Source organism: Streptomyces sp. NBC_01537 (genome assembly GCF_045040445.1).
In the GTDB taxonomy this organism is placed as follows: Bacteria; Actinomycetota; Actinomycetes; order Streptomycetales; family Streptomycetaceae; genus Actinacidiphila.
Window position 1 is genome coordinate 103548 of record NZ_CP109392.1, and the last position, 23914, is coordinate 127461.

Here is a 23914-nt window from a genome sequence, read left to right on the forward strand (position 1 = left end):
GGCCCCGGGGCTGCTGCCACCCGGGGAGCGGTGGTGGCGCACCTGGCGCAGCACGCCCGCACCGAGCCCCTCGCCCCGCATCTGCGGACCTGCCGGCGCGGCGAGCAGGGGCGCCCCGTGGCACGGACGCCACCGCGGCTGCGACGGCCCGGCCCTGCTGCTTGTGGCCCGCGCCCGGACCGGGCGCACCTGGCGGCTGACGGACGCCTGCCAGGCCCGCGCCGCTGTCACCGAACACGCCGCCGCCGCCGCCGAGCCGTCCGTCCGTCCGTCCGAGGTGACGTCACCTCGAACGACCGCCTCTCCCCCGCGGCGGGCGAGGCACACCACGGGCGCGACCTCGCCGAGCAGGGCCTGTGGCGGGCCGACGCTCCGGCGCACGGGCAAGCCCGAAGACACAGCAGGCAGCCCACCCGCAGCCACTGCCTCCTGCCCGCGGATCCCCCGTCGGGGATCCGCGGGCACGCAGGGAGGGCCAGGGCCGTGCCCGCACGGCACGGTGGTGGTCGATGCGGCCACAGCGGGGCGAATACCACCGGCTCGGCACTCCCGGCCACGGACAACCGCCCCACCCCCTCCAGGAGGCACACGCCGTACGGCGGCAGACAAAAAGATTGCGCGGCGGGTCAACGTCATGCCCGCCGCGCGTCAGACCAGGAGAAGCTCGCGGACCCTGCCTTCGGGGTCGACAACCTGGATGCGGTTACCGGCGGCGGTCTCACGCTCGATGAAGTCGTACACGGCGATGGCTCGACGGACGGCCTCGGTGATGGAGATGCCGCGCCTGTCGCTGTTCTCCTTCAGGGCACGCGCCGCTTCATCGTTGAGATTGACGCTCAACCGGGTGAACAGCTTCTGCTCGGACATCCCCGACTCCTTCATTGTTCGCGAGCCCGGGACACGACAGACGCCGGAGCCGCGGCCGCCGGGCAGCCAGGACATCGTCCAGGCCCGCCCACGCCATGCAGGCTCGCCCCCGTCACACACTCCGTACGCACCGCCGGCCTCAGGCACAGCAAGGCGACTACAGCCCCCGTCGTTGTTGCCAGTCCGCCCAGGCCGACGCCCCCGTGGCCAAAAGCGATGAGACGCTGCGACCGCCGCTCCGTTGAGGCCACCGGCAGACATCTCATTCGACTGGATTCCCAAGCGTTCATCATGCCCCGGAACCCAGCTCACGTCAACATAATTCCCGCCCCTCATGGGGGTGAAACACGCTTTTTTGCCACATCTGAAGCGTACAGGATGCACACTGAGATCACACCTCATATGATAAGCTCCCCCTCAAGCCCATTCGGGCTTGCACGGCGCGGACGCTCTCCCGGAGGCGCCGCCGACAGAAGCGAGCCGGGGCATGACGATCGACGGCGCTCCCCACTCCAGCGGGAACACACCCTCACCGGGCGACCTGTGCCCGTACGTATCCGGCGCGACGGTACGGGTGGCCGCCGACCAGCGGTGCCCCTTGTTCGCCTCCCCCGACGGCCCCGTCAGCCCCTACGGGGCACCGCAGTTGACGGCCCGGCAGACGCCCGCCGACCCCCAGCACCCCGAGCTCGACGGCGACGGCGCCCGCGGCGAAGAGGAGTTCGGCGCCCTGCGCCGCACGCCGCACGATGTCGGAGCGGGCCTGGAAGGCGTCTACACCACCCGGGAAGAACCCCGGCCGCCCTGCATACCGTGCCAGCGGAGGTGCCATGACTGACCCGGACTCCCCCACCGCCCGCAACCAGCCGGCGGACCTCAGCGAGGACGAGCCGCCCGCCCCCAGCGCCGGACTGGGCGGCATCGTACGACTGCAGCCACCCCCGCACCGGGAACACACCCGGCGCTTCCTGGCCATCGGCCTCCTGCTCTTAGTCGCCCTGCAAGTCCTCCTCGCCGAAACCGCCTTCGTCTTCGACAAGGACTTCACACCCGAAAAATTCCGCGAACTGTCCCTCCTGTTCACCCCCGTGGTCACCCTGGCCAGCGCCGCCTTCGGATTCTTCTTCGGCAGCGCCAGCGCAAACGCCGCAACCGGCAGCCGCCCCGAATAGCAAACCCCACCACCCACCCCACCAACCACAGACCACAGACCGCGCAGGCCACCGGCCCACCAAACCGGCGACAGCCCGAGGGCCACCCGTCGACATCAGACACCGGGAACGGAGAGCGTCTGCCGTTGATTCCCGTGACCACGCGGCCGATCGTCCCCGGGCGATCGGCGCGGTGACCGGGTCCGGCGAGCCCCCGTCGGCCGGAAGCGGGAGAAGACCCGACCAGGGGCGGTCCGTGCTGGACCGACGGCGCATCGTACGGCTGGTCCAGCTTTGAAGGCCCGTCACCGCACCGTGTGGCACCCAGGACAAAGAGGAACCGACGAAATGCGGACGTGGTCAAGGCGTCAGTAATATCCGGAGTCTGAGAAGGCCGCAGTTGGCTCGCCCGTAGCACTGGCGTTTGAGGGCCTTGATGCGCGTCACGGCACCCTCGACGGCACCTGAGTTGTGTTCCAGGGTCAGCCCGTTGATGACGGCCTCCACGTCGCGGCGCAAGCCGGTGGCGAGCGTGTGCAGTGCCGGGAGGTCGTCGGCGTCCACGGAGTCCAGCCAGGCCGGAAGGTCGGCGCCCCGTCGCTGCGTCATGATGGCGGCGAACGTGCGGAGGTGGTTGTGCAGGCGTTCCAGATGCTCGCAGTTGGACACTGCGGTTTTCAACCCGAGCGCGTCGTCCTGGTCGAGGTGGTCAGGGTGGGTGAGCATCCAGCGGCTGACCTGGCGTGGCTTGGGGATCGCCGGGGTGGTCGGCGCGGACTTTCCGGGGCCGCGTTTGCGTCCGTCGCCGTGCGGACGCAGTGGCCGCAGGTAGCGGCGGACGATCTGGACGCTGCCGGTAAAACCCAGGATGTGGAGTTCGGCGGTGATGTCCTGGACATTGGTGACTCCGGCGTTCCAGCACTGGTTGACCACGTCGCGCCACGGCTCCAGTCGGCTGGCCCGGTGCTCGGCCTTGGCCAACAGCTCCTCGACGGTGGCCGCGTCGGCGAAGCGGCGCACGGTCTGTATGTCAAGGTTCAGCTCACGGCCGACTGCCGCCCTGGACAAGCCGCGGGCCAGGCATTCCTGCACGTCGGCGTAGCGTTGTCGGGTGCGGGCGGCCAGCGGGTAGTCCCGGCTCGGCGGGCCGGGGATCTCCGGCCCGGGCGCGTGCTCTTGGGGTTCGGCCTCGGGGCGAGCTGCCTGACGCAGGCAGCCGTGGTGTGCCACGACCGTCTTCTGCGCCGCCTCGCACAGGTTCTTCCACAGCTGGAAGAACTCCGCGACCTGCACGGCGTCCCGTGCGCCGGCCAGGACGCCCCCGGCGTAGGCGCCGCCGCGGTCGCGGCACACGATCTCGATGCCGCGATGCCCGGCCAGCCAATTGGCCAGCGTCTGGGCCTCACGGTCCGGCAGCACCTCGATCGGCCGGTGCGTTTCCATGTCGATCAGGACGGTGCTGTAGGAGTGACGGCGCCGGATCGCGAAGCCGTCGACGCCGAGCACAGTCACCGCCGGGACTGCGGGCAGGGGCTGCACTCGGATCAGCTCGATGAGCAGGTCACGGCCGCACGGCATGCCAGCTGAGCAGCGAGCCGGGATCCGGCCCGGCCGGCCAGCGCCAGCGCGATCGACGCCAGCGCCTTGGTCAACGCCGACGTCCGCCGGGCGAACAGCGACGTGAGACCCGCGACCTGCTCGCAGAACGTTGTCTGGAGACACGCATCATTGACGCACTTGAAGCCGCGTACCCTCACCACGACCATCACCCCACGCCCGGCAACCGACGAGTCCGCCAGCGAACGGCGATAGCGACCGTGAACCCGTGAGGACCGCGCGCCGCAGCCGGAACACGCCGCGACCGGTGCGGAAGACCGCACGGACAACGTCACCGACACCCCGTCGGACTCAACCCGATCGACAGCAACAGCGTTCAGGTGCGGAAACAGGTCCTCTACAGTCTGCGATAAGCACGCCGATCATGCTCTCCGATCACACAGGGCCCCGTGCGCCGAGACGCGTCGGCCAGGGGAAACGCCACGTGATCTGCCAGAGCCGAAAGTACTTGATCGCCCACAGCCGACTCGAGTGTTCAGCCTTGATGCATCGTGACCGGCTACGGGAAAAGGACTTCGTCGCGAAAGCCTGGTCCGGGCATGATTTCCACCGTGCATGAGGACGAGAACGATCGCGGGCGGACACGGTACACGCTGACTGAGACGGGGAACGGCCATGCCTGGGGCGTCTGCGCCGAGGCGGAGGGGCTGTTCGGGGAACCCCGGCGTGGGACGTACGAGCTGTTCGGCTGGGTCGGCGAAGGAGCCGAGGTGCGCGGCTGGGCCGGCAGCTGGGTGTGGTTGGTGCCGGAAGACGAGGCACTCGATGCTTGGCTGCTGGAGGACGCGGAGAGCGTAGGGCAGTTCCCTGGGACAGACAGCCTCGTGTTCACCGGTCTGGACGACTACGAAGGTCCGCCCGAGGGACACATGGGTCCCGTCCGAGTACACGACGGGCACCGGTGGCTGGGCTCGTGTCGGGCATTCACCCGCATCCTGCCGCCCGAGCAGGCGACACCCCCGCTCGTCCTGCGGGGACTCGCCCCGAGCGATCAGCTGCGGACGGCACTGATGAAGGGCACCCGGCGGGCACTGGATCTGGAAGAGGCCGCCTTCGAGATACGGGACGACCAAGGTGAGCCGCTTACCGACCGACTCCTGTGGACCAGAGTCAGCGCCTGGCACCCATCCTCCTACGGGACGGACCTGATCGACCTGGAGCTCGACGGGAAGCTCTTCACGCCCGTTCCCGAATACGCCCGGCCCATCTGGGAGCAGTGGCTCGCCGGGCCACCGGACACCTCGGGAGCCTGGGCCCGCCTCGACACCCGGCGCCGCGGGGCCTGGCTCGATCTCGTCCGAGAAAGGGCCTGCCGACGCGCCCACCATGACCGGCCGGCTCATCACGCCTACCAACTCGACGGCCGGCACATCACCGACGAACCTGGCCTCTACCTGGCGCTCGGCGAGGCAGTGAACGGGCCGGGTGGCTACTTCGGCGGCTGCCTGGCCGCCCTCGACGACTGCCTGCGCGGTACCTTCGGCTACACCGCCCCCGCAACCCTGCTCTGGCGAGACGCCGCGACCGCACGCGAGCACTTGTCCGAAACCCTGACACCGGACGGCCAGCCCTACAACCTGTTCGCCGAGATCCTCGATGTCCTCGCCGAGGGCGGCATGAACGTCACCCTGGCCTGAGCTGCGCGCCGCCCGCCACGGTACCCGGCAGCCAGATTGCTCCCTCACCACTCTCCTCTGGATCACATGCCGAGCACCAAGCTGACTCGCACGCTCCGTGGTGCCAACTCGGCTACTCAAATGCCAACCTAGTTGCACGGTCGGCCCTGTTCACCGCGGCGCGTCAGCCAGGAACGTCACGTGATCGTCGCCAGAGCCCGTAATGGCTCTGTCGGCGATCTTGTGATGTCTGCCGTCTGCCGTCTGCGGGCTTCAGGAGCTGATGTCCTCCCGAGGGTGCCTGCATCCGCCATCACGTCTTGATCGTCGAACCCAAACCGCCCAGCCTCGCCGTTCACCGCCAGGCGGGATTGCGGCTCGGCAGCCATGGCCCGAACAGAGACTCGTACTCCTCGCCAGTCTTGACGGTGAGCACGAAATCAGGCGCGGTAGCCGAAACCGCAGCATGCAGGCGAGCCAGCAAGACCGGGACGGATCCCAGCTCCAGGTCCAGCGCCGCCGCCAGACGCACTCGATTAGCGCCGAGCTCCGGTTCATCGCTGAGCTCGTCGCGGCCAAGGTGAATTGCGGTCGTTCGCATAACCTCCAGATCACCGGATCCAGAGAATTTCTGGCAGTCCCACCAGGACGGCAGCCCAAGCATGATCTCCAGTGCTTCGGCCAGGCTCTGGCCGATCAGCCCGGCCTGTCCCTCGGAGCTGGCATACAACATGGGCCGAACCGTGCCGCGATCACCACAGAGGAAGAACGTCCCGCCGGTGAAGTCGCCGGCAACACCGTCCAAGGCAAGCCCGGACGACAGCCGGACAGGCTCGCCGTGATCGCCACGCGAAAGATCAAACCCGCAAACCTGCCATAGCGACTCAGCGTTTTGCTTGCGAGCGGTCAGTAGTCCAGGCGCCCGTGAGTGGACGGAGTGAGCGGCGCGACAGACACGGTGCTGCTGCGGATCGGTGACAACAATCTTGGCCAGGTGATGGCTATCGCGTCCCGGCACAGATCTCACTCTAAGTGGCAGTCAAATCGACCAAGTGTCACCTAGCGAGAAAAGTCGCAGCGCGACTTTTCGAGGTAGTTGCCACAGCGACGCATGGCGGGGCAGGGTTTCCGAACTCGACTGATCGCTCTACATGACACTGGATGGTCATCGTTGATGACACCTGTATCTGTTGTTCGGACGGCTGACACCCAGCTCGGACGGGAGTCGAGGACACAGGTCATCCAGCCCGCTCGTCCTGCAACTCAGCGGGCGCTGTATCAAGTTGGTGGTCATTACCGTGGAAAGTGGCACGCCGGACCAGAGTGGGCTGTAGCGCCGCAAGCAGCAGGCTCGCGAGCACCATCGCACTCCACAGTCCAGCTGGTCCGGCATGCTCGATCAGTTGTGTCCCCATCAAAGGGGCTGCGATCCCCGCGATGCCCCAACTGGTGCCGTAGACGGCCAGATAGCGCCCCCTTCCGCCGGGCGGGGCCAGGCCCGCGACGACCGCGTATGCACGGCCCACAAGGAGCAAGTCGCCCACACTCCACACGATGGTTGCCGCCAGGTAGGCGGTCACGTTGTGAGCGAGCGCGTATCCACCCAGCCCCAGTGCCAGCAGCAGGTACCCGGCGGCGAAGGCGACTGGCGTCGAGAGCGTGGAGAGCCGGCTCCAGCGCATAAGCGGTTGGCCTGCGCTGATGGTGAGTGCGGAGGTAGTGAACAACAGACCGGCGTCGGTAGGCCGCAGTCCTTCATGGTCCATGGAGAGCGGGAGCGTGATCATGATCTGGAGGTAGATCACGGCGAACAATGTCCCTGTTGCGAGCATGAGCAGCAGGGCACGATCACGCCACGGGGTGACGGCGGGTGTCTGGTCGGGTGCCGCTGCCGCGGTCGTGCGGTGGTCGGCGGGGAGCACTAGGCGCACGGTGAGCGCGCAGAGCAGGCACGTGAGGGCGTCAACGACGAACAGCCACCGCAGATCCCAGCGGCCCAGCCCTGCCGCCACAAGTCCAGCGCCCATGCCCGCCGCGGCCAAAGCCGCGTTCAGCAGGCTGTAGGCGCGAACGTGCTCACTTGGCGTCAGTACATCAGCGATCACGGCCTGGCTCGGCGGTTCGTAGATCTCGAAGACCAGGCCCAGCAGAACTGCGAAGCAGATGGCCGGTGTCAGGCTGTCGGCCGCGGCGAGTCCCAGCTGCGCCACCGCGCACCCTGTCAGGCCCACCACGATCGTGCGGCGTCGGCCGATCCGATCGGCCAGGCGTCCGCCGACCAAGCGTGAGGGAATCGTGGCGAGGCCGAAGGCGGCGGTGACGCATCCGGCGACGGCGGTGCTGGCCCCGAACCTGGTCGTGATGAGCACGGTGAGGAACGACAGGGAGAACGCTCCTAGCCGGTTGACCGCCCGCGCCACAATCAGCAACCGCACCGCACGCGGCAACCGCTTCCTGCCCTGCATAGACCTCACCCGTCACCCGTCACCGGCGAAACGGATATCGTCGGTGACGTAATAAAACGCTAGAGCTCGAAGGAGTGATCAGTCAAGTGATGTTCGATGGTCACGTGGCGACGCTGCTCGATGTAGCTGTCTCACTCGTGAATGTGCTGACCGACGGCTCCCGGCAAGGCCGCCCCTACACCGCCCCGCACGGCGACCAGCTCCCCCAGGCAGTCCACGACGCACTGCCGCCCGCACCTGACCGCACCACAGTCGAACAGGTACACGCGGCCTATCTCGCGCACACCGCCCAGCAGATGAGGGCGGTGTTCGACGCCGTCGACAGCGGCCGTACCGACCAGGCGGCAGAACTTGTGAACGTCCTGCTGCGCACCACCGGTGCTCGCCCTCAACTCGACCGCATTGACGGCGAGCCCTGGCAAGTCCACTTCCACGGCGCCGACGACACTCTCTCCGTGGGCTGGAGCGCCGGATGCGCGACCGCCCTTGCCCTGGCCGTCGGCAGCGACCTCGCCGGACGCCTCGGCGTCTGCACAGCCCCGCAATGCGACCGCGTCTACGTCGACAACTCTCGTAACGCCGTACGCCACTTCTGCTCGAACGCCTGCCGCAGCCGAGTCAAAGCTGCAGCCTTCCGTGCACGCAAGACCTCACAAGGTTGAGCCGCAGCCGCGGCAGACACTTTCTCCCTGAGTGGCAGATAGTTCGACCAAGTGTCATCTACCGCGAAAAGTCACACCGGCGCGACTTTTCCTGATTGCGACGCTTGGTCTCGATGGTTTGACACCGAGGCTGTGGCGTCACTTCTCGTCGGCGTGAAGCGTCCAGTCGTGGGTCCGATCGCCACCCCCGCAGCGGCTTCGGCCGCGCTCGAATCAGCCCTGTCCAGGCCTCAGCCACTGGCTGACACCAGCCGCGCAACGTGCCGCAGTGACTCTCCTCACCGAAGAAATAACAAAGCCCAGTTGCCCGCCACATCACCCCGTTACTATGAACGGCCCGCTGGGGACAGGAGGAGCCTTGAGTACCTGGGTTGATTTCTACGGGACCCTGGCTTCTGTCGCTGCTGGAATCGCCGCCATCGCGTTCCTCACCTTCCAGGTCAGAGCCGATGTCTGGCGGGAAGGCACCACACTCCGACGCCTCCTCGCCGTCTTCACTCTTGCTGAGTTCGGCACACCGCTGTTCACCGCCCTGATCATCCTGATGCCCAGCCACCCGTGGCGTCTTGCCGCCGGAATCGTCGGACTGGTTGGCCTGGTCCTTGTCGCCGTCTACTGGACCGCCTACGTCTCAGCCCGCTTCACGGTCGCCCCCCAGTCGGATGAGGAGGGAGGGGACCAGGGAACTGGATTGAGCAGCAACGACCACTGGCAGGCGATCCTGACGACCATTCCGCTCGGCGGCTACGGCGGCTTCGTATGGCTCGCGATTGCGCATCCGACCTACGGACCGGAGACCCAGGCCTGGATTTGCTTGTGGTTCCTACTGTCGCGGTCCGTAGAGGCGTGGTGGTTCCTCAAAGCCCCTACCGCAAGCAGGGGCACCCGAGACGATGAGCTCACGCAGACCCAGAACCCAGTCTCGGAGAGGCCATAGCCGTTGGTGTGGCCCCGGGGGTGGGGCGGCCGGCGGCCTGATCGTCCGGAAACGGACCGGACCGGCATGCGCGGCATCCGTCATACCCGGAACCGACCCGTCGGAGGGTGTGCGCGGCAACGCTGAACCTGACCCCGGCGTCAACTGGACTGAAAATTCAGCGAAGGTGTCAACAATACCGACCTCCTGATGCCAAGTAGAGCGACCAGGCCGACTGGTCCGCCCAGTTCAACCCGCCGCCCTTGGTGTCACCTAGCGAGAAAGGTCGCACCCGGCATCTGTGCCTGAGCGGTTTACCTGGCGGATGGGCGCTTGAGCTGGCGGGGCTGAGTGCCTGAGTTGGAGCGAGGTCGGGCTGCGCCCGCGCTGCCAGATTTAGATGAGGCCGCGCCCGGAGAGGAACCTGCGCCACTCGTTGACAGCGTCTTCGGCGATCTGCAGAGCATCGTACTCCTTGCCGCCGGACGCCACGTAGAATCGGTGCGCCGAGTTCCCCGTGCCGACGAACACGGTTACGTCGTTCCGCGCAATCGTCGTGGAGGTGTCACCGGTCCGAGTGCTCGTCAGCTTGAGGTGCTTCGAGCCGTTGGCGAGGTCCGCAGAGAGCTGGAGAACTAGGTGGTCATTGATCAGTTTGTCCCCGTGGGGCTTCGTCACCTGGCTCGCCGGATCGTTGCCGAGCCAGTCCTTGAGGTGGTGCACGGTCTCGAAGAACGACAGAACTCGGTCGACTGCAACGTCGGTGCCACCCGGAGCGCCTTGGTACACGGCCCGCACGTCCTCTAGGCGGCGACCTACCCGGGCCCATTGCGATTCCCAGCCCTGACCAAGCATGGGACAAGCGTCGCACGAGGTCGACGCCAGGTGGGTGATCGCGTGCCTCGTATCTGGCTTGGGCGGACGACTTTCAAGGCCCCAGCGTGTCAGTTGGCGAACGCCGCCAACTGACACGCGGAGCCTCAGCATCGCTGTGTGCACGGTGCAGTAGCGTGGGATTTCCCGCTCTGCTGCACCATGGGAATCGGCTGATCAGCACTGGGGGAGCTGTTCATGGTCGGGCAGGTCGAAGTGTGTGATGCGCCCGGTGACCACCGCCAGCTCGCGAGCCTCCTGGGCGTTGCGGGCGAAGACGCGCTGGGACGACAGCTGCGGCGAGCGGGAGACAAGCTTGGGGCACGGGCGGACGATGCCGTACAGCGCGGTGAGCCGCCCCTCGGAGTGAACCGGGACGCCGTACGCGAAGTTGGGGGCCATGGCGGGATTCTCGGGAACGGTCACCCGAATCTGCTCCTCACGCCACGCGCGGTCGGCCACCGTGGAGAACAGTTCCTCGATCGGCACCCGTGACAGGCGGCCCCACCAAGCCCTTGCCGTTTCCGTGGCCCTGCGCGCTGCCTCTTCCTTCTCGGCCGCCTCGCGCGCACGTTGCGTCTCCCGCTCCACGTGGAGACGCTGCTGCTCCTCCATCCACACCCGGTGCTCCTCCTCCTGGACCTTTCGGCGCTCCCGTGCCTCCTCTGCGGCGCGGAGCCGGCGGGCCTCTTCCAGCCGCTGCCGACGGAGAGCGGCCGCAGCTTCCTGCTCCTTCTTCCGGGCCTCGCGCGCCTGCTTCGCCTTCTCCTGGCGCTGGCGCATGGCCTCGTGCTCTGTCTGGGCGCGGGCGGACTGCCGGGAGGTCCACCACAGGTCGCGGCGGAAGGTCCAGTACTGGTCGTCGATGACCCGGGTCACCTGGCGGTAGCGGGGCAGGCTCCGGCAGGGGGAGAGCTGTCCGAGGACGGCCCACCGCACGAACTTCTCTGCAGTTCCTCCTCCTTGAACGCCCATCTGCCGGCAGCGAAGTTGAATCCGGCGATCCCGTCGTCCGCCATCCACGGGCCCTTGTCTTCGGGCGCGCGGACCCGTACCGCCGGCACCGCGCCGATCCACTTTGACGTCCTCTTGTGCGGCGAGACCCAGCACACGGCAATGCCCTCGGCCCGGTAGCGGGCGGGGCGCGCCCGGATGTCGTCGACGGTGATTGCGGAGAGCTGGGCCTCCCAGGCCATGCGCTCAGTGCCGTCCGGTGCGGTCGCCATGACGTCGGCCCACCACGAGCCGTCGGCAGCCGCGACCTCCAGCTCGGCGTACCACCCGGCGTCACGGATCGCTCCCGCGATCTCCAGCTTGAGCATGTGGTGCTCCCACGACTCGTTCGTCAACGAGCACTCCCGCGGCCGCCCGGGATCGTGGCAGAAGTACGGCACCCCGCGGGGCGAGCGCTTGGCGTGGACGCTCCAGCCGCAATCGGGACAGGTCAGCGGAAGGCGGGGGCTGGCCTTGTAGACCTGGCCCCAGTCCAGACCGGCTCCGAGGTCCGGCTGGGTGGCGTCGAGACGCCCGGTATCGGGATGCAGTGCAGTGAAGGGCATGAATCGCATCTCCTGGGCGATCCGGCGTAAACCGCTGCGTATATGACACAACAGGAGATAGCAGGCGGCACTGACAGCCCGTCCCGGACCGACGCTGACAAGCGGCTCCGGAGGGGGATCACGTCGGACAACCTGCTTATCCGACGAGATGACCAGCCAGGACGTCCGGGGCTGACGGGTCCAGCGACCACCGTTCCGCGCCCGAATTGACGCGCCGAATTGGGCTCACAATTTTTCTGGAATCACCGGTCATCTTTTTTCACCCATCCCGCTACGTCGTGCCAACGGCACGCGATATGACAGGGGAGGGACTTATGACACCTGAACGAATCATGATCGAACAGCTCAAGAAGGCCGGTGCGGAGCACGCGGTCCCGGACGAGGATCCGGCCGCCAGGGCAGAGCGGCAGCGCGCCGAGGACGCCGAGATCGTCGAGCGGCTGCGCCGGGCCAGCTTCCGGGGCCATGAGATGGACCTGACGCGTGAGCGGCTGTGGGGGTACGCCATGGTCTGTCTCAACGGCTGGTGCTCTGACGGTCACATCGTGTTGCACGTGCAGGAATCGGCGACGTTCCTCGCAGAGTTTCGCATCGAGGGCCGGCACGCCGACGTCCTGCGCAGTAACGCGGAGGAGCGAATCGGCCTCGTCCTTGCCGCGATCGCGGGCGCCTGGCCCGTGTTCGCCGAGAAGGCGCTGCACGGCGGCGGATGGAACCCGCGCTGGGAACCCGAGGCCGGGCCGCGGCGCCGGCCGACGGCGGCCCGGCGCCGCGAGCCTGCAGACCTACTTCACCCGCTGCGTCCTGCAGTACTTCCCCGCCACTACTGGGAGTGGTCCGCCGACCGTGACCGGCGGCTCATCGAACTGGGCCTCTTCGAGGACTGGAACGTGCGCCTGACGCCATGGTGGACCGGCTCGCCGTTCGAGGACGAAGAACTGCTCGTCAACGACTGCCTCAACCGGCTCATGGCCGACCAGCCCGACCACATCCGCCACATGTTCCGCATGATCTACGACGGGCACAACTACGCCGAGATCGGCGACACGCTCGGCATCAGCGCCTCCCTGGTCGCCAGCCAGGTCTGCAAAGCCCGGGATAGGTGGCGACGCGATAGGCGTGGGTACCGCGAGCAGTACCGCGCGATCACCGGCCACCTCCCCCCGCCGGATCCGGAAGACCGGATGGGCGAGGCCATCCGGCAGCGCGCCGTCCAGGCCCGGAAGGCGGGGCCGCGGCGATGACCAGGATCACCGTGCTAGCTGTATGAGGGCTCGACGTTGGTGACGCTCTCGCGGAGGCGTGCTGCTGGCGGCCTTCCGGCGGCAGCACTATGCGGCCGGTGGTAGTTGTAGTGGATGTTCCACACTGCGATCGCGGCTGACCGGGCGTCCTCGCTGGTGAACTCGCGGGCGTAGAGGACTTCCTCGGCCATGATGCGCTGGTAGCGCTCCACCTTCCCGTTGTGCCGAGGTGTGTATGGCTTGGTTCTCTGATGCCGGGTGCCTTGCCCGACGATGCGGGCGAAGTCGCTGGAGCGGTAGCAAGCGCCATTGTCGGTGACGACCCGGTGGATGTGGTTGATGCCGTGGGCGGCGAACCAGACCTTCGCCCGGGCGAGGAAAGCAGCAGCCGTCGCGCCCTCTCATCACCCAGCGGTTCTGTGTAGGCGAGCCGTGAGAAACCATCGACGACGGAGTGCAGGTAGACGTAGCCACGCTTCGCCCCGGCCGACTTCGCCCGACTAGCGACCTTGGCCTGATCGCTGTCCCGGCCATGGATCCGCCACCCGCCGCCATCAGGGATCCGGCCGACCTTCTTCACATCCAGGTGCACCATGTGTCCGGGCCAGCGGGCGATGATCTTCCCCGGCTTCCGGTTGTTCTCACCGCCTGGGTCGATGAAGCGGCGTTTGCCGAGGCCGAGCCGGGTCAGGTGTCGGCTGACAGTTCGCCGGTCGATCACAAAACCGATACTCACAAGTTCGTCGGTGATCCGTTGCGCGGACCACTTGAGCTCGCGGCGCCAGGACTCGATCTGCTCGATGACCCATGCTGGAGTCGCGTTCGGACTCCGGTGCGGACTCGACGGCCGGTCTTGCAATCCCGCATCACCGTGTAGCCGCCAGCGATTTACCCACTTTCTGGCGCATGCGCGAGAGATACCCATCTCAGCGGCGACGTGGGCAATGGGACGTGTCTGGCACCGCTTCACGAGCCGCCTACGGCCCTCGACGCTCAGGGGCGCATTCGCGTGGGGCACTCGTCGTCCTCTCGACGTCAGACGACGGCAGGCGCGACACCTATCGTGCGCGCCTGCCGCATTGCGGCCTTTCAGCCCTTCGGTGCGACGCGGATACGGTTCCCGTCAGGATCGGCTGCGAGGAAGGTCAGCCCGAACCCCGCATCATGAGGCTCGCGCAGGATCGTGACCCCCTTGGACTTCCACTGCTCAAAGGTCGCGTTGAGCTCGTCGGGTCGTCCACCGTCGATGGCCAGGCACACCTCACTGGTGCGCGGGACGTCCGGTGACAGATCCTCGAACTGGCCAGACCACAGACCGAGGTCAGCGCCTGGCCCGAGGTCGAAGGTGATGTATCCCGAAGTCTCGAACGAGGGGCTCATGCCGAGGAGGTCGCCGTAGAAACGAGCTGCGGCGGGAGCGTCGTTCACGTAGACGATGGACACGACGGATGTGGTCATGGTTGTTCCTTCTCACAGGTCGTAGGTACGCATCCACCAGCCTGACCGGGATATGCGCCGCATCGTGTCGCAATTCCTGAAAAAATTGGTGTGTGACCCCAGACCGCTTCTTCACCCTGATGCTGCTCCTCAAATCGAGGGATGCCGTGACCACCCAGGAACTCGCCTCAGCGCTCGGAGTGTCCCTTCGAACCATCACCCGAGACCTGAACTGGCTCCGCGACGCCGGTCTGCCGGTGACCGCACACCGGGGCCGCCTCGGAGGCGTGACCATGCTGCCCGGATCCGGACTCGACCTCACGCGACTCACACCGGGCGAGCGTGATCATCTGTCGCTCACCGGGCTGGATGAGAAGCAACGTGCGGAGCTCAACGCATCGGTCGAAAGCCAGCGCGCGCTCTCCAAGATCGCCGCTACACAGCCACGTCGAGTTCATGAGCTCCTGCCGCTCACCGACGTAGTGCACGTGGACAGCCGTCCCTGGCGTCAGGCACGAGCTTCCGGCACGACTCCGGCTTCGCTGATCGGCGCAGTGCGGCGAGGTCGCCGGCTACGGATCGAGTACGACAGCCCACGCGAGTCAGGCCCACGCGACCTGGTCGTGGATCCCTACGGGCTGCTCGCCAAGGCCGGCATCTGGTACCTCGTCGCCGACTGTGTCCGAGTGCCACGGATGTACCGACTCGAACGGATCACGACGTGGAAAGAAGCCGACCAGCCACGACGGATCCGCGAGAACCAGACCCTGGCCACCGTCGCCGCAGCGCTCATTGATCAGTGGGAGCACAACCACGCGATAGAGGTCAGCGCCACCATCGACCAGACCCAGATCGAGCGAGCGCAACGGATCTTTGGCCTACGACTCGTCCCGGACGACCATGAAGAATGCGCCACCGGCCGCAAGGTGACGATCCGCTTCCTGCATCTGGAGGACGTGCGAGCACTACTGCCGTTCGGGAGCGCCATCACTGTGCACGGCCCCACCGAAGCCAGGGCTCACCTCCGCGACCTCGCCACCAATCTTGCCCACCACTATGCGCCGTCACCAACGTCCTGACCCGCAACAACTAGCCGGTCGGCGAACCCACCCGGCGCTCACCCGACGAACGTCTCTGGGACACCCGGGATCGGCAGAAGGCCGCGGCGGTGCGCCGGGCATCGTGAAGCCGTCCGCCACGGACGCTCGCCGCCGGGCCGCATCGGGTCAGGAGGAATACCAGAAGATCCCGTCGCCGCCGTCGTGGGCGATCGTTTGAGCCATGACATCGCAGTCATGCCAGTAGAGCCCGTGTGTGCCGGTGAGGAAGCCGTAGACCGACGCAAGCGACGTGGTATCGCACGCAAGGCCGTTGTGGATGCAGAAGCGCTCGACCGGGACCCCCGGGAACTGAGTGAGGCCGGCTCCGGGCGATGTGAAACCGAGCGCGCTCCAGCCCTCGGGGACCACAGCCCCGATCCCGGTGCCGGGCTGCATTGGGTCGGCGTAGAGCATGCCGTCGCGTGCGCAGTCGCGGGCGCGGCTGCTGCTGCGACCATCACCGACTGCTTCCCTCCCTGACCCGTCCGGGGCCCCTCCGGACCCCCGAACGACGTGTCAGTTCCCGCCGCGGGACCGTCGGGAGAGCGCTACGGCCACACCACCGGCCAGCAACAGCGCGCCGGCCGCCCAGACGATCCAGCCGCCGCCGAATCCGGTGTCGGCCAGCGGTCCGGACCCTGCGGAAGGGCCGCCCGAAACGGAGCCGGACGCTCCGGCCGCGCCGCCGGAGCCGGACCCGCCGGGCGTACCGCCGCCCGCGGAGCCGCCCTGCGCCAGCCGCAGGGTCAGCGCCGCGCTGTCGTTGGAGGCGTCGGGGTCGAGCCCCTTCATGACCTCCAGCGTGCGGACCTGGCCCGTGGAGACCGCCGGGGTACGGGGGCCGATAGCGACGGTGAACGACAGGACGTGTCTGTCCCCCGGGGCGGGGTCGCCGAAGTAGCACTGGTAGGAGGACCGGCCCATCCGGGGGCCGGGGTCCGACCCGTCGTCCGTGGGCGGCGGCTGGCAGTTGTCCGGGATCTTCGTGGCCTTCGTGCCCGGCGGCAGCTTGACGAGGACCGGGAGGAAGGCGTCGTCGTCGAGGAGGTCCTCCACCACCGCCGGCCCCCGGTCGATCACCGTGGCGTGCAGCGTGGCGTGACCGCCGCGCCGCCCGGTGACGGTGTCCCCGGTGACGGCGAAGTCGGCGTGGTTGACGCTGTTGACGTAGGTGGTGAAGTACGGGTCGATGTTCCCGTCGGACGGCATCGCGCCCCTCGGGACCAGGGTCAGCGGGGTCCCGGGGCCGTTCGCCGGGGCGGCGCTGGTCAGCGGGGTGAATTCGTAGAAGATCTTGTCGCGCAGGGCCTCGTCGCCGACCTTGACGCGCAGCGGCGACGACAACGCGTACTGCCGGCCGGGCTCCACCGGGGTGGGGAAGTCGCACAGGGTCTCGCGCACGATGTGCCCCCCGCGGTCGCTCGCGGGCACGTCGCGGCAGTTGGCCCAGGAGCCCTGGAGGTGCAGCCCGGCGGTGGTGTCGATCCGCAGCTCCACCCCCTTGGCCGCCGGGAGTTGGCCATTGTTCCACACGTCGAGCGGGAAGGTCAGCGTGTCGCCCGGCACCTGGTGCAGCTGCTCGGCGGACGCGCTCACTTCAGCTGCGTCGCGCCGTTGGTCAGGGTGAGGTGGTCGCCGGTGACGGTGGCGTCCGACGCCGTGCCGGAGACGGTCACGGTGCCGCTGCTGCCGACGGCCGCACCGGGCTTCGGCACCAGCGTGATGGCGTGGAAGTCCGAGGTGGCGGACGCCAGGTCCAGCGTGCAGAGGTTGCCCTTGCAGTGCTCCGACGGTGCCGTCTCGGCGAAGTCGGCCACTCCGGACAGGTCGACGGTCAGGTGGACGTGGTGTGCCGTGCCCCCGCCGGCCACCTTCCACCGGTAGGACAGGTCCACGCTCGCCGGCTCCCTCCCGATGAAGAGCTTGTGCTCGGCGAACTGGACCGTCATCCCTCGTGCGGCGTCCGCCGTGTCGGCGCGGGCCGGACCCGTGCCGAACACCCCCGCCACCAGCGCCACCGCGCCCGCCGCCGCCGTCGCGACCGCGCGTACCCGTGATCGTCGTGCCATCCGACCGGACCCTTCCCTGCGCGCCGGGAGGATCCCGGCCCGCCCTGCTTCACAGGTGTGACCCGCGAGGTGCGGAAATGGTTGCGGCCAGCCGGGCTCAGGTGTCCGCGCTGCCGGGCACGATGTGACGTGGTCTAGGAGCCGGACACGGATGATCACAGTCGTCGACCTGTCGACACCCACGTGAGCCTGGACACGTTAGTTGGAACCAGCGAGGCCCGGCGAGCTGGTGGTTTCTGGACGGTGGGACACGCTTGTTGGCACCGAGTGCATGCTTCTTGCGACCAACCGCGAGTTGACAGTCTTCTTGGCACCAGTTCGCTAGGTTCTGTCCGCTCCACCGGCGGCGCTCAACCGCACCCGGTGACGCTGGAGGTCGACCTCGGTGACCTCCACTGTGATCAGCTCGCCCTCGTCGACGAGCTTGCCAGGGGTCTCGACCGACTCGTCGGCCAGCTCTGAGAGGTGAAGGAACCCCACAACGTCGGGAGCAAGCTGCACGAACACACCAAAAGGAACGATCTTGATGATCGGCCCGGTGAGGACCCGGCCGACCTGATCCGCAAACCGAATGAGTGGATCATCCTGCAGAGCCTTCAGCGAGAGCGTGACCTGTCCGGTTCGAGTCTCGGCAATGATCACCTCAGCGGTGATCCGCTGGCCTGCTTCGACTGCCTCGGAAGGGTGGTTGATCCAGCCCCATGTCAGGTCCGGCACCCGGATGAAGCCGGTGCAGGAGCCGTCCGGTTCGCCATCGACGTGAACGAAGACCCCGAAGTTGTGAACCTCGGAGACCGTCCCGGCGACGACCTGCCCTCCTTCAAACGCGAGGAGGAAGGACCGCAAGGCCTGAATCTCGCATGCCCTGGCGGAGAGGTGAAGCTGACCTTCGCGCCAACGCCCGATCTCTTCGGCGTTGATCTCCTGGCCGACCTCAAACAGCTCGGATGGATGTTCCATCCGACGCATCGACGCCTCCTGTCGAGGAATCCGAGCGATCTCGGCTTTCTCACCTTCGACATCTACCAGCTGCACCAAAACGTCCGCTCCGTCGAACCCGGCGACCCTCACCGTTCTCACGGCCCCCGGCCGGAGCTGGTTGATCAAGGACTGCACGCGAGGGTCAGCGGTTGGATCGGACACGGGGGTGAGCCTAAGGCTTGTCCCGTAACACCTGGCCGCAGTTGAGATGATTCGGCATCGCCTGCCTCCACGACCTGCTCCTCGAAGCTGAGATGTTGCAGGTAGTGGCGGCTGCGGTCGGGCAGAGGGTCGGTGATGCGGATGCGGATCAGCTCAGGGCTCGAACGAGTCCTTCGTGCTGGGCCTCGGAGAGCGTTTGACACCGCTGCACGCCAAGACCTCGGTCCCAGTGGCGTCGAAGTACAGAGTGAAGAACCAGGACCGGTCTGCTGCGTCGATGATTCCGGTACGCAGTTGCTCGTCGCGGTGTCGAGCGAGGATCTCAACGGTCTCGTCGAGGCCGAGGGTCGTCAGGCCGCGCTTCAACGACCATCTGAGCCTCGTTGAAGCGATGCCGGCGACCATCCACTGGGGCACCTCCCTGTCCCAGACCACTACCTCGCCGCCGGCGGCGATGGCGTCGCGTGCTGCCTTGCAGGCGCTCGTCTGGTCGGTGAGCATCGCGGCGATGTCGGGCTGACTTGGGTGCTCGTCCTCGGTGGCCATGCGGTGACTGTAGAGACTGGCTGTGGGCGTTGCTACAGGACCCGGCGGGGCGTGGGATAGAGGATGGAGCATTCTCGATGTTGTGCCGGGCACCGTGAAACGATCTTGTGGTGGCTGGTGTGATCACGGCGTCGGAGTCGTCCTGGATAGTCCCGTTCAGCGGGCTGAGCCCGCGTTCCTTCGGGAAGCTGGTGACCGCGCTGCGCCGCGAAGGTGCAGATCCGGTTCGCAAGGGCCGCCCGTGGTCCCTTCCGCTGGAGGACCGGGTGCTGCTCGTGTCGGCCTACTGGCGAACGAACTTGACGATGCGCCAACTCGCCCCGCTCTTCGGCGTATCGAAGTCCGCAGCCGACCGGATCAACGACCACCTCGGCCCCGCGCTTGCCCTGCAGCCCCGCAGGCGGTTCCGCAAGGACACCGTGCTCATCGTGGACGGCACCCTGGTGCGCACGATGTCGTCCCGGGCCACCAGGAGCATGAGGTCGTACAGGCTGTGCGGGAAGGCCTTGTCGATGACCGCGATGCGCTCGGCCGCACCGGGGACGGCGAATTCTTCGACGATGAAGGGGTGGTAGTGGGCCCGGTAGGCGGCGGGATTGGATTGTTCGGGCGGCGGGTCCGGGAGCCGTGGAGCGGGCAGCGCAGGGTTGACCGGCAGATCCCACGCCGCATCCGGGTACAGGTCGTCCAGGCTGCCGGACCGGACACCAGGGACGGCGATGGGAACGCGCAGGGGCGCAGTCGAGGTCATCGGCCGGTCGCCCCCGCCGGCGCCCGGCCGGGTCTGCCCGGCGCGTCGGCGCTGGCGTGGGTGCGGGTGATGTCCTGGCCGGCGGCGATGCCCATCATGGCGCCCTGCACGATGCCCTGGGCGATCCCGGCGGCGTCGCCGGCCACGTACACCGGCAGGCCCGGCACCTTGCCGGTGGCGTCGATCTGCGGCTGCGGCCAGAGGAACTCGATCTCGGGGGCGACCACGAGCACGTCGTCCAGCAGGTCCTCGAAGCCGGTGCTGTCGCCGACGTGGCTGAGGATGGAGTCCATCAGGCGGCGGAACCCGGCGGCGAGGCTGGCGTGCTCGGCGGTGGTGAACAGCTGGTCGGCCCGGCCGGTGACGAGGTCCTGGACGGAGGGCCTGAACGGCAAAGGCGCCGCCAGGTCGGCCCACCACCGGGGTTCGCTGGCGCGGTTCAGGAAGCTGCGCAGGCCCTGGACGACGGGGCGGCCGCCGTTGAGCTTGCGGTAGGCGGCGAGGAAGGAATCCCGGGCCTGGTAGGCACTCCCCCGGCCTGGCACAACAGCCCGAAGTTGGCCGACAGGGCCCGCTCGCCGGTGGGGCGTTCGGTGGTCTCGTGCCCGTCCAGGGTGATCACCGGGTCGCCGAAGCTGCCCTCGTAGTTGGTGAACTTGATGCGGCTGCCGTTCGGCCCGCCACAGAAGCAGAACGTCTTGGTCTTGACCGGGACGCTGCCGAGCTGGGTGATTTTCAGGTCGGGGTGCTCGTCACCGATCGCCCGCAGCAGTCCGGCCGCCATCTCGAAGCGAACACCGACGGAGATGTCGGGGTCCTGCTGCTCCACCCCCAGCTCGTCGAGCAGGGCCGTGGTGGAGGTGACGCCCCGGCGGACGGTGGCGAGCACCAGGTGATCGGTGTGCAGTTGCCGTACGCCGTCGCCGGTACGCACCTGGAGCCGCAGCCCGGTGCCATCCGGCTCGGCGCCGGTCAGCTCGGATAAGTGCCACAGGTCGACAGCCGGGGCGAGCAGGTCGTGCCAGCCCTCGATGACCCGGCGCAGGTCGCTCTCGCCCAGTACGGCGACCGGGTACTCGCGGATGCGCAGGCTGTTGGCCTCGAAGGCGCCCACCGCCGCCGGTGACAGTCCCTGACCCAGCAAATGCGGGCGGGTCGCGAGGGGTTCGGTGAGCCACTCGACGGCCGTGGTGCACAACGCCTGGGCTCGGTCGTCGCCGAGGTGGCCGACCAGTCGTCGCCCCGACGGAAGCAGGCTGAGCTTGGCCCCGTCGCCGTAGTGCATGCTGCCCCCGAAACCGGACACCACGTTGCACACCCCGCCGCAGCCCGTGCACGAAAAACCCTTGTCCACCGGGCACGGCCGACGCCGGTAGGGGCGTCCGGCCTCACGCGCTGCCGAGGTGCCGCAGGTGGTAGCGAGCGGCGAGACCGGCCTGGTCAGGGGCGATGGTTCGGGCTTTCCACCCAGCTGATGCGTGGGCGGTGGCAATCTCTCACACTCATTTGTCTATGCGTGTCCGGCATCACTCGCGAATCCGGCCAGCACGAGCGCGATCGCGGCGTCCACCTCGGCCGTGAACGCCCCGTGCGGCGCAGTCTCTTGGGGCAGCCATCGCATGAGTGCGCCCTGGAAGACGTCGTAGAGCACGTCTACGGCCAGGGCGGGATCGGCAGAGGGCGTCGGTGCGTTGCCCGGCCGCTCCCGTAGGCAGTCACGCAGCCAGTCGCGCAGTTCCTCGGAAAGCTGCGAGCGGTGGGGCGGTACGCCGTGTCCGCGCAGCAGTCCGGTTGTCATCTGGCGGGTCTCGTCCCAGTCCCTCTCGGCCATCAGGGCCAGCTCGTGGAAATATGCCCGCACCCGATCTGCGGCAGAGGTGGTGCGGTCGACGTCGCGAGCCAGGGCGAAGGCCGACTCTCCGCCTCGTACTGCCCACTCGGTGGCGATGTCCGCCTTGGCGGGGAAGTGATTGAACGCGGTCCGTCGCGCCACCCCGGCTTCTGCCGCGATCTCGTCCATCGTGGCGGCGTCGTAGCCGCGCGAGGCGAACACCTTGATCGCTGCCGCATAGACGCGCTCCCGGTTGGCCTGGGCATTGCGCGTCCTCCCGTCCTGCTTCTCGCCCGCCGTCTGCCTCATGTGGACATTGTTGCACTCCCGTGCAACCATCAAGCTTGTTGCACCTGAGTGCAATTTGATTTGAGGGAGAACGCATCATGGACAAGATCAACGGCTGGGTGGACATCCACGCGCATTTCACCCCACCGACCACGGCGGAGGAACGTGAGGCCCAGTGGCATCAGCTGAGGGACGCACACCTCCTGGCGCCCGAGCCCCCCCACTGGCAGCCCGAGACGATGCTCGCCACTATGGATCGCCTGGGCATCGCCATGCAGATACTCAGCCCGGTACCCGTCGATTCCCCGCTGCCGCAGCTGCGCGCCTGGAACGACTACGGCGCCCAGCTCGTCGCCGACCACCCTGGCCGCTTCGGCCTGCTCGCCGGCCTGCCCACCGACGACCCGGACGCGGCTCTGGCCGAGATCGCGCGCGGCGACACGGAAACACACCCTGACGGCTACCTGCTGACCACCCGTCGCTCAGGTGTCCCGCTCGGGGACCCGCGCCTGGCGCCGGTGTGGGAGGAACTCGACCGGCGCTCGGCCGTGCTGTTCATCCATCCCAGCGCCGTACCGCCCACGTTCCGGCAGACCAGCGTCCTGGTCGAATTGCCGTTCGAGACCACCCGGACCGTCGTGGACCTCCTCTACACAGGATTCTTCCGCCGGTACCCCCGTCTCACGGTCGTCCTCGCCCACTGCGGCGGCGCCCTGCCCGCGCTCTCCGGCCGCCTCGGGCTGCTCGGGGCGGAGGCGTACGTATTCAACCCACTGGGCCTGACCGCCGATGACATCCGCACCGACCTGGCAAAGCTCTACCTCGACACCGCCGCGGCCGGCACAGACGCCAACCTCGCCGCAGCAGTCACGATGGTGCCCCGCGACCACTTCGTCTACGGCGCCGACGCCGGAGTCCCCTGCTCGAACGAGAGCAACATGAAACGCAACATCGACGCGCTCCAGAACTCCCGCGTCCTCACTCCACAAGAAGTCGAAGCACTGGGCCAGCGCGCCTTCGACCTCTTTCCCGCAGCCGCACAGCGCCACCGCGGCGCCATCACAGCAGCCTGACTTGAACCGCACCCGCAACCGGGCTCGCCCCCGTGGTCGAGGCCGGCGAGGAGCCACGGGCCTTCGACCAGTTCATCCAGTCCGGCGACACCGCATGTGGCCGACGGAGAGCGACCAAACCAGAGTTGCGCGATACAACCTTGACAGTTGCTTCATACAACTCGATGATGGCGCTATGACAGCACAGGACCCCCTTGATGTGATCCATGAGGCGATCATCCTGTTTTCCCGCAATTCCCGGGTGCGGGCGAACAGCATGTACGACGACTTGTCCTTCGTCGCTTACACGATGCTGTCGTATGTGGGCACCTTCCCCCTCCCCACCGCCTCCGACCTGGCGGAGCGGTACGGCTTGGAGAAGTCCACCGTCAGCCGTCAGCTGTCTCAGTTGGAAGAAGACGGCCTGCTACGCCGGGTGGCCCATCCTTCTCGGCCCAGGACCAAGCTGCTGGAACTCACCGACGCCGGCCACGCCTGCCTCGCCCATGTGAGGCAGCACCAGCGCAAGGGACTCCAGGAGCGGCTCGGCCAGTGGCCGGACGAGGACGTCGAGACGTTCGGCCGCCTGCTCCGGCGGTTCGTCACCGAACTCGACTGACGTCCGGGCCATGCCCCGGACGTCAGTCGCGGCGCCGGACCGGTTCAGTCGCCGCCCTCCACAGCCTGATCTCAGCAAGGCCAATCCCTCCTGGCCGCCCGGCGACAA

Annotated in this window: 26 protein-coding genes and 2 pseudogenes; 10 read left to right on the forward strand and 18 right to left on the reverse strand. The window is 67.7% G+C overall.

Annotated features, from left to right (window positions below; all coding sequences use genetic code 11):
• Positions 1 to 648 precede the first annotated feature (648 nt).
• On the reverse strand, positions 649 to 867 hold the full coding sequence (locus OG607_RS00460) for a ribbon-helix-helix protein, CopG family (protein WP_405717255.1): 219 nt from the start codon (positions 865 to 867) through the stop codon (positions 649 to 651).
• Between the two features lie 487 nt (positions 868 to 1354).
• On the opposite strand from OG607_RS00460, the gene OG607_RS00465 reads away from it, so the two are divergent.
• Positions 1355 to 1705, forward strand: a complete 351-nt coding sequence (locus OG607_RS00465; RefSeq protein ID WP_405717257.1) for a hypothetical protein — start codon at positions 1355 to 1357, stop codon at positions 1703 to 1705.
• On the forward strand, positions 1698 to 2039 hold the full coding sequence (locus OG607_RS00470) for a hypothetical protein (protein ID WP_405717259.1): 342 nt from the start codon (positions 1698 to 1700) through the stop codon (positions 2037 to 2039). The genes OG607_RS00465 and OG607_RS00470 overlap by 8 nt, the downstream gene beginning before the upstream one ends.
• A 339-nt stretch (positions 2040 to 2378) precedes the next feature.
• Here OG607_RS00470 and OG607_RS00475 read toward each other — a convergent pair whose 3' ends face one another.
• Together OG607_RS00475 and OG607_RS00480 are read right to left on the reverse strand one after the other, a co-directional pair.
• Positions 2379 to 3620 (reverse strand): ISL3 family transposase, encoded by a 1242-nt coding sequence (locus tag OG607_RS00475; protein WP_405736449.1) that lies wholly within the window; start codon positions 3618 to 3620, stop codon positions 2379 to 2381.
• Positions 3563 to 3916, reverse strand: coding sequence for a transposase family protein (locus OG607_RS00480; RefSeq protein ID WP_405717260.1), 354 nt, complete (start codon positions 3914 to 3916; stop codon positions 3563 to 3565). Before OG607_RS00480 ends, OG607_RS00475 begins: the two co-directional genes overlap by 58 nt.
• A 258-nt stretch (positions 3917 to 4174) precedes the next feature.
• Between OG607_RS00480 and OG607_RS00485 the strand changes: the two genes are divergently transcribed.
• On the forward strand, positions 4175 to 5272 hold the full coding sequence (locus OG607_RS00485) for a barstar family protein (protein WP_405717263.1): 1098 nt from the start codon (positions 4175 to 4177) through the stop codon (positions 5270 to 5272).
• A 334-nt stretch (positions 5273 to 5606) separates the two neighbouring features.
• On the opposite strand, the gene OG607_RS00490 is transcribed toward OG607_RS00485, so the two are convergent.
• Both OG607_RS00490 and OG607_RS00495 read right to left on the reverse strand, forming a co-directional pair.
• Positions 5607 to 6269, reverse strand: a complete 663-nt coding sequence (locus OG607_RS00490; protein ID WP_405717265.1) for a hypothetical protein — start codon at positions 6267 to 6269, stop codon at positions 5607 to 5609.
• Positions 6270 to 6489: 220 nt separating this feature from the next.
• Positions 6490 to 7716 (reverse strand): MFS transporter, encoded by a 1227-nt coding sequence (locus OG607_RS00495; RefSeq protein ID WP_405717267.1) that lies wholly within the window; start codon positions 7714 to 7716, stop codon positions 6490 to 6492.
• 89 nt (positions 7717 to 7805) lie between these two features.
• Here OG607_RS00495 and OG607_RS00500 point away from each other — a divergent pair, with 89 nt between their 5' ends.
• Positions 7806 to 8378, forward strand: a complete 573-nt coding sequence (locus tag OG607_RS00500) for a CGNR zinc finger domain-containing protein (protein ID WP_405717269.1) — start codon at positions 7806 to 7808, stop codon at positions 8376 to 8378.
• 358 nt (positions 8379 to 8736) lie between these two features.
• Positions 8737 to 9315: a hypothetical protein gene (locus tag OG607_RS00505; RefSeq protein ID WP_405717271.1), complete on the forward strand. Its 579-nt coding sequence runs from the start codon at positions 8737 to 8739 to the stop codon at positions 9313 to 9315.
• A gap of 375 nt (positions 9316 to 9690) precedes the next feature.
• On the opposite strand, the gene OG607_RS00510 is transcribed toward OG607_RS00505, so the two are convergent.
• The 3 genes from OG607_RS00510 to OG607_RS00520 form a co-directional block, all read right to left on the reverse strand.
• The gene (locus OG607_RS00510) at positions 9691 to 10149 is read right to left on the reverse strand and encodes a hypothetical protein (protein WP_405717273.1); all 459 of its coding nucleotides are present in this window, start codon (positions 10147 to 10149) and stop codon (positions 9691 to 9693) included.
• 195 nt (positions 10150 to 10344) lie between these two features.
• Positions 10345 to 11106, reverse strand: a complete 762-nt coding sequence (locus OG607_RS00515; RefSeq protein WP_405717274.1) for a hypothetical protein — start codon at positions 11104 to 11106, stop codon at positions 10345 to 10347.
• Complete coding sequence (locus OG607_RS00520; protein WP_405717276.1) at positions 11043 to 11726, reverse strand: competence protein CoiA family protein; 684 nt, start codon at positions 11724 to 11726, stop codon at positions 11043 to 11045. Before OG607_RS00520 ends, OG607_RS00515 begins: the two co-directional genes overlap by 64 nt.
• 314 nt (positions 11727 to 12040) lie before the next feature.
• Between OG607_RS00520 and OG607_RS00525 the strand changes: the two genes are divergently transcribed.
• Positions 12041 to 12970 carry a hypothetical protein gene (locus OG607_RS00525; RefSeq protein WP_405717279.1) on the forward strand — a complete coding sequence of 310 codons (930 nt, stop codon included), beginning with the start codon at positions 12041 to 12043 and terminating at the stop codon, positions 12968 to 12970.
• Positions 12971 to 12984: 14 nt separating this feature from the next.
• Here OG607_RS00525 and OG607_RS00530 read toward each other — a convergent pair.
• Together OG607_RS00530 and OG607_RS00535 are read right to left on the reverse strand one after the other, a co-directional pair.
• Positions 12985 to 13988 (reverse strand): annotated as a pseudogene (locus OG607_RS00530) (IS481 family transposase).
• Positions 13989 to 14059: 71 nt separating this feature from the next.
• Positions 14060 to 14428, reverse strand: a complete 369-nt coding sequence (locus OG607_RS00535; RefSeq protein WP_266555071.1) for a VOC family protein — start codon at positions 14426 to 14428, stop codon at positions 14060 to 14062.
• Between the two features lie 92 nt (positions 14429 to 14520).
• Between OG607_RS00535 and OG607_RS00540 the strand changes: the two genes are divergently transcribed.
• Positions 14521 to 15486, forward strand: a complete 966-nt coding sequence (locus tag OG607_RS00540) for a helix-turn-helix transcriptional regulator (RefSeq protein ID WP_405717282.1) — start codon at positions 14521 to 14523, stop codon at positions 15484 to 15486.
• A 147-nt stretch (positions 15487 to 15633) separates the two neighbouring features.
• Here OG607_RS00540 and OG607_RS00545 read toward each other — a convergent pair whose 3' ends face one another.
• From OG607_RS00545 to OG607_RS00565, 5 genes are all read right to left on the reverse strand, one after another.
• Positions 15634 to 15921: a hypothetical protein gene (locus OG607_RS00545; protein ID WP_405717284.1), complete on the reverse strand. Its 288-nt coding sequence runs from the start codon at positions 15919 to 15921 to the stop codon at positions 15634 to 15636.
• A 102-nt stretch (positions 15922 to 16023) separates the two neighbouring features.
• Positions 16024 to 17103: a hypothetical protein gene (locus tag OG607_RS00550; RefSeq protein ID WP_405717287.1), complete on the reverse strand. Its 1080-nt coding sequence runs from the start codon at positions 17101 to 17103 to the stop codon at positions 16024 to 16026.
• Positions 17100 to 17576, reverse strand: a complete 477-nt coding sequence (locus OG607_RS00555; RefSeq protein WP_405717290.1) for a hypothetical protein — start codon at positions 17574 to 17576, stop codon at positions 17100 to 17102. The genes OG607_RS00550 and OG607_RS00555 overlap by 4 nt, the downstream gene beginning before the upstream one ends.
• A gap of 321 nt (positions 17577 to 17897) precedes the next feature.
• Positions 17898 to 18719 (reverse strand): S1 RNA-binding domain-containing protein, encoded by an 822-nt coding sequence (locus OG607_RS00560; protein WP_405717293.1) that lies wholly within the window; start codon positions 18717 to 18719, stop codon positions 17898 to 17900.
• Between the two features lie 153 nt (positions 18720 to 18872).
• Positions 18873 to 19265 (reverse strand): hypothetical protein, encoded by a 393-nt coding sequence (locus tag OG607_RS00565; protein WP_405717295.1) that lies wholly within the window; start codon positions 19263 to 19265, stop codon positions 18873 to 18875.
• 110 nt (positions 19266 to 19375) lie between these two features.
• Between OG607_RS00565 and OG607_RS00570 the strand changes: the two are divergent.
• Positions 19376 to 19756, forward strand: a pseudogene (locus OG607_RS00570) (transposase family protein); the annotation flags it as partial.
• Positions 19757 to 20012: 256 nt separating this feature from the next.
• On the opposite strand, the gene OG607_RS00575 reads toward OG607_RS00570, so the two are convergent.
• The 3 genes from OG607_RS00575 to OG607_RS00585 all read right to left on the reverse strand — a co-directional run bounded on the left by OG607_RS00575 (position 20013) and on the right by OG607_RS00585 (position 22156).
• Complete coding sequence (locus OG607_RS00575) at positions 20013 to 20561, reverse strand: hypothetical protein (RefSeq protein ID WP_405717297.1); 549 nt, start codon at positions 20559 to 20561, stop codon at positions 20013 to 20015.
• The gene (locus OG607_RS00580) at positions 20456 to 21325 is read right to left on the reverse strand and encodes a hypothetical protein (RefSeq protein ID WP_405717300.1); all 870 of its coding nucleotides are present in this window, start codon (positions 21323 to 21325) and stop codon (positions 20456 to 20458) included. Before OG607_RS00580 ends, OG607_RS00575 begins: the two co-directional genes overlap by 106 nt.
• Before the next feature lie 201 nt (positions 21326 to 21526).
• On the reverse strand, positions 21527 to 22156 hold the full coding sequence (locus OG607_RS00585) for a TetR/AcrR family transcriptional regulator (protein ID WP_405717303.1): 630 nt from the start codon (positions 22154 to 22156) through the stop codon (positions 21527 to 21529).
• Between the two features lie 77 nt (positions 22157 to 22233).
• Between OG607_RS00585 and OG607_RS00590 the strand changes: the two genes are divergently transcribed.
• On the forward strand, positions 22234 to 23208 hold the full coding sequence (locus OG607_RS00590) for an amidohydrolase family protein (RefSeq protein ID WP_405717306.1): 975 nt from the start codon (positions 22234 to 22236) through the stop codon (positions 23206 to 23208).
• 175 nt (positions 23209 to 23383) lie between these two features.
• Entirely contained in the window at positions 23384 to 23806 is a 423-nt protein-coding gene (locus OG607_RS00595; protein ID WP_405717308.1) for a MarR family winged helix-turn-helix transcriptional regulator, read from the forward strand.
• Positions 23807 to 23914: the final 108 nt, after the last annotated feature.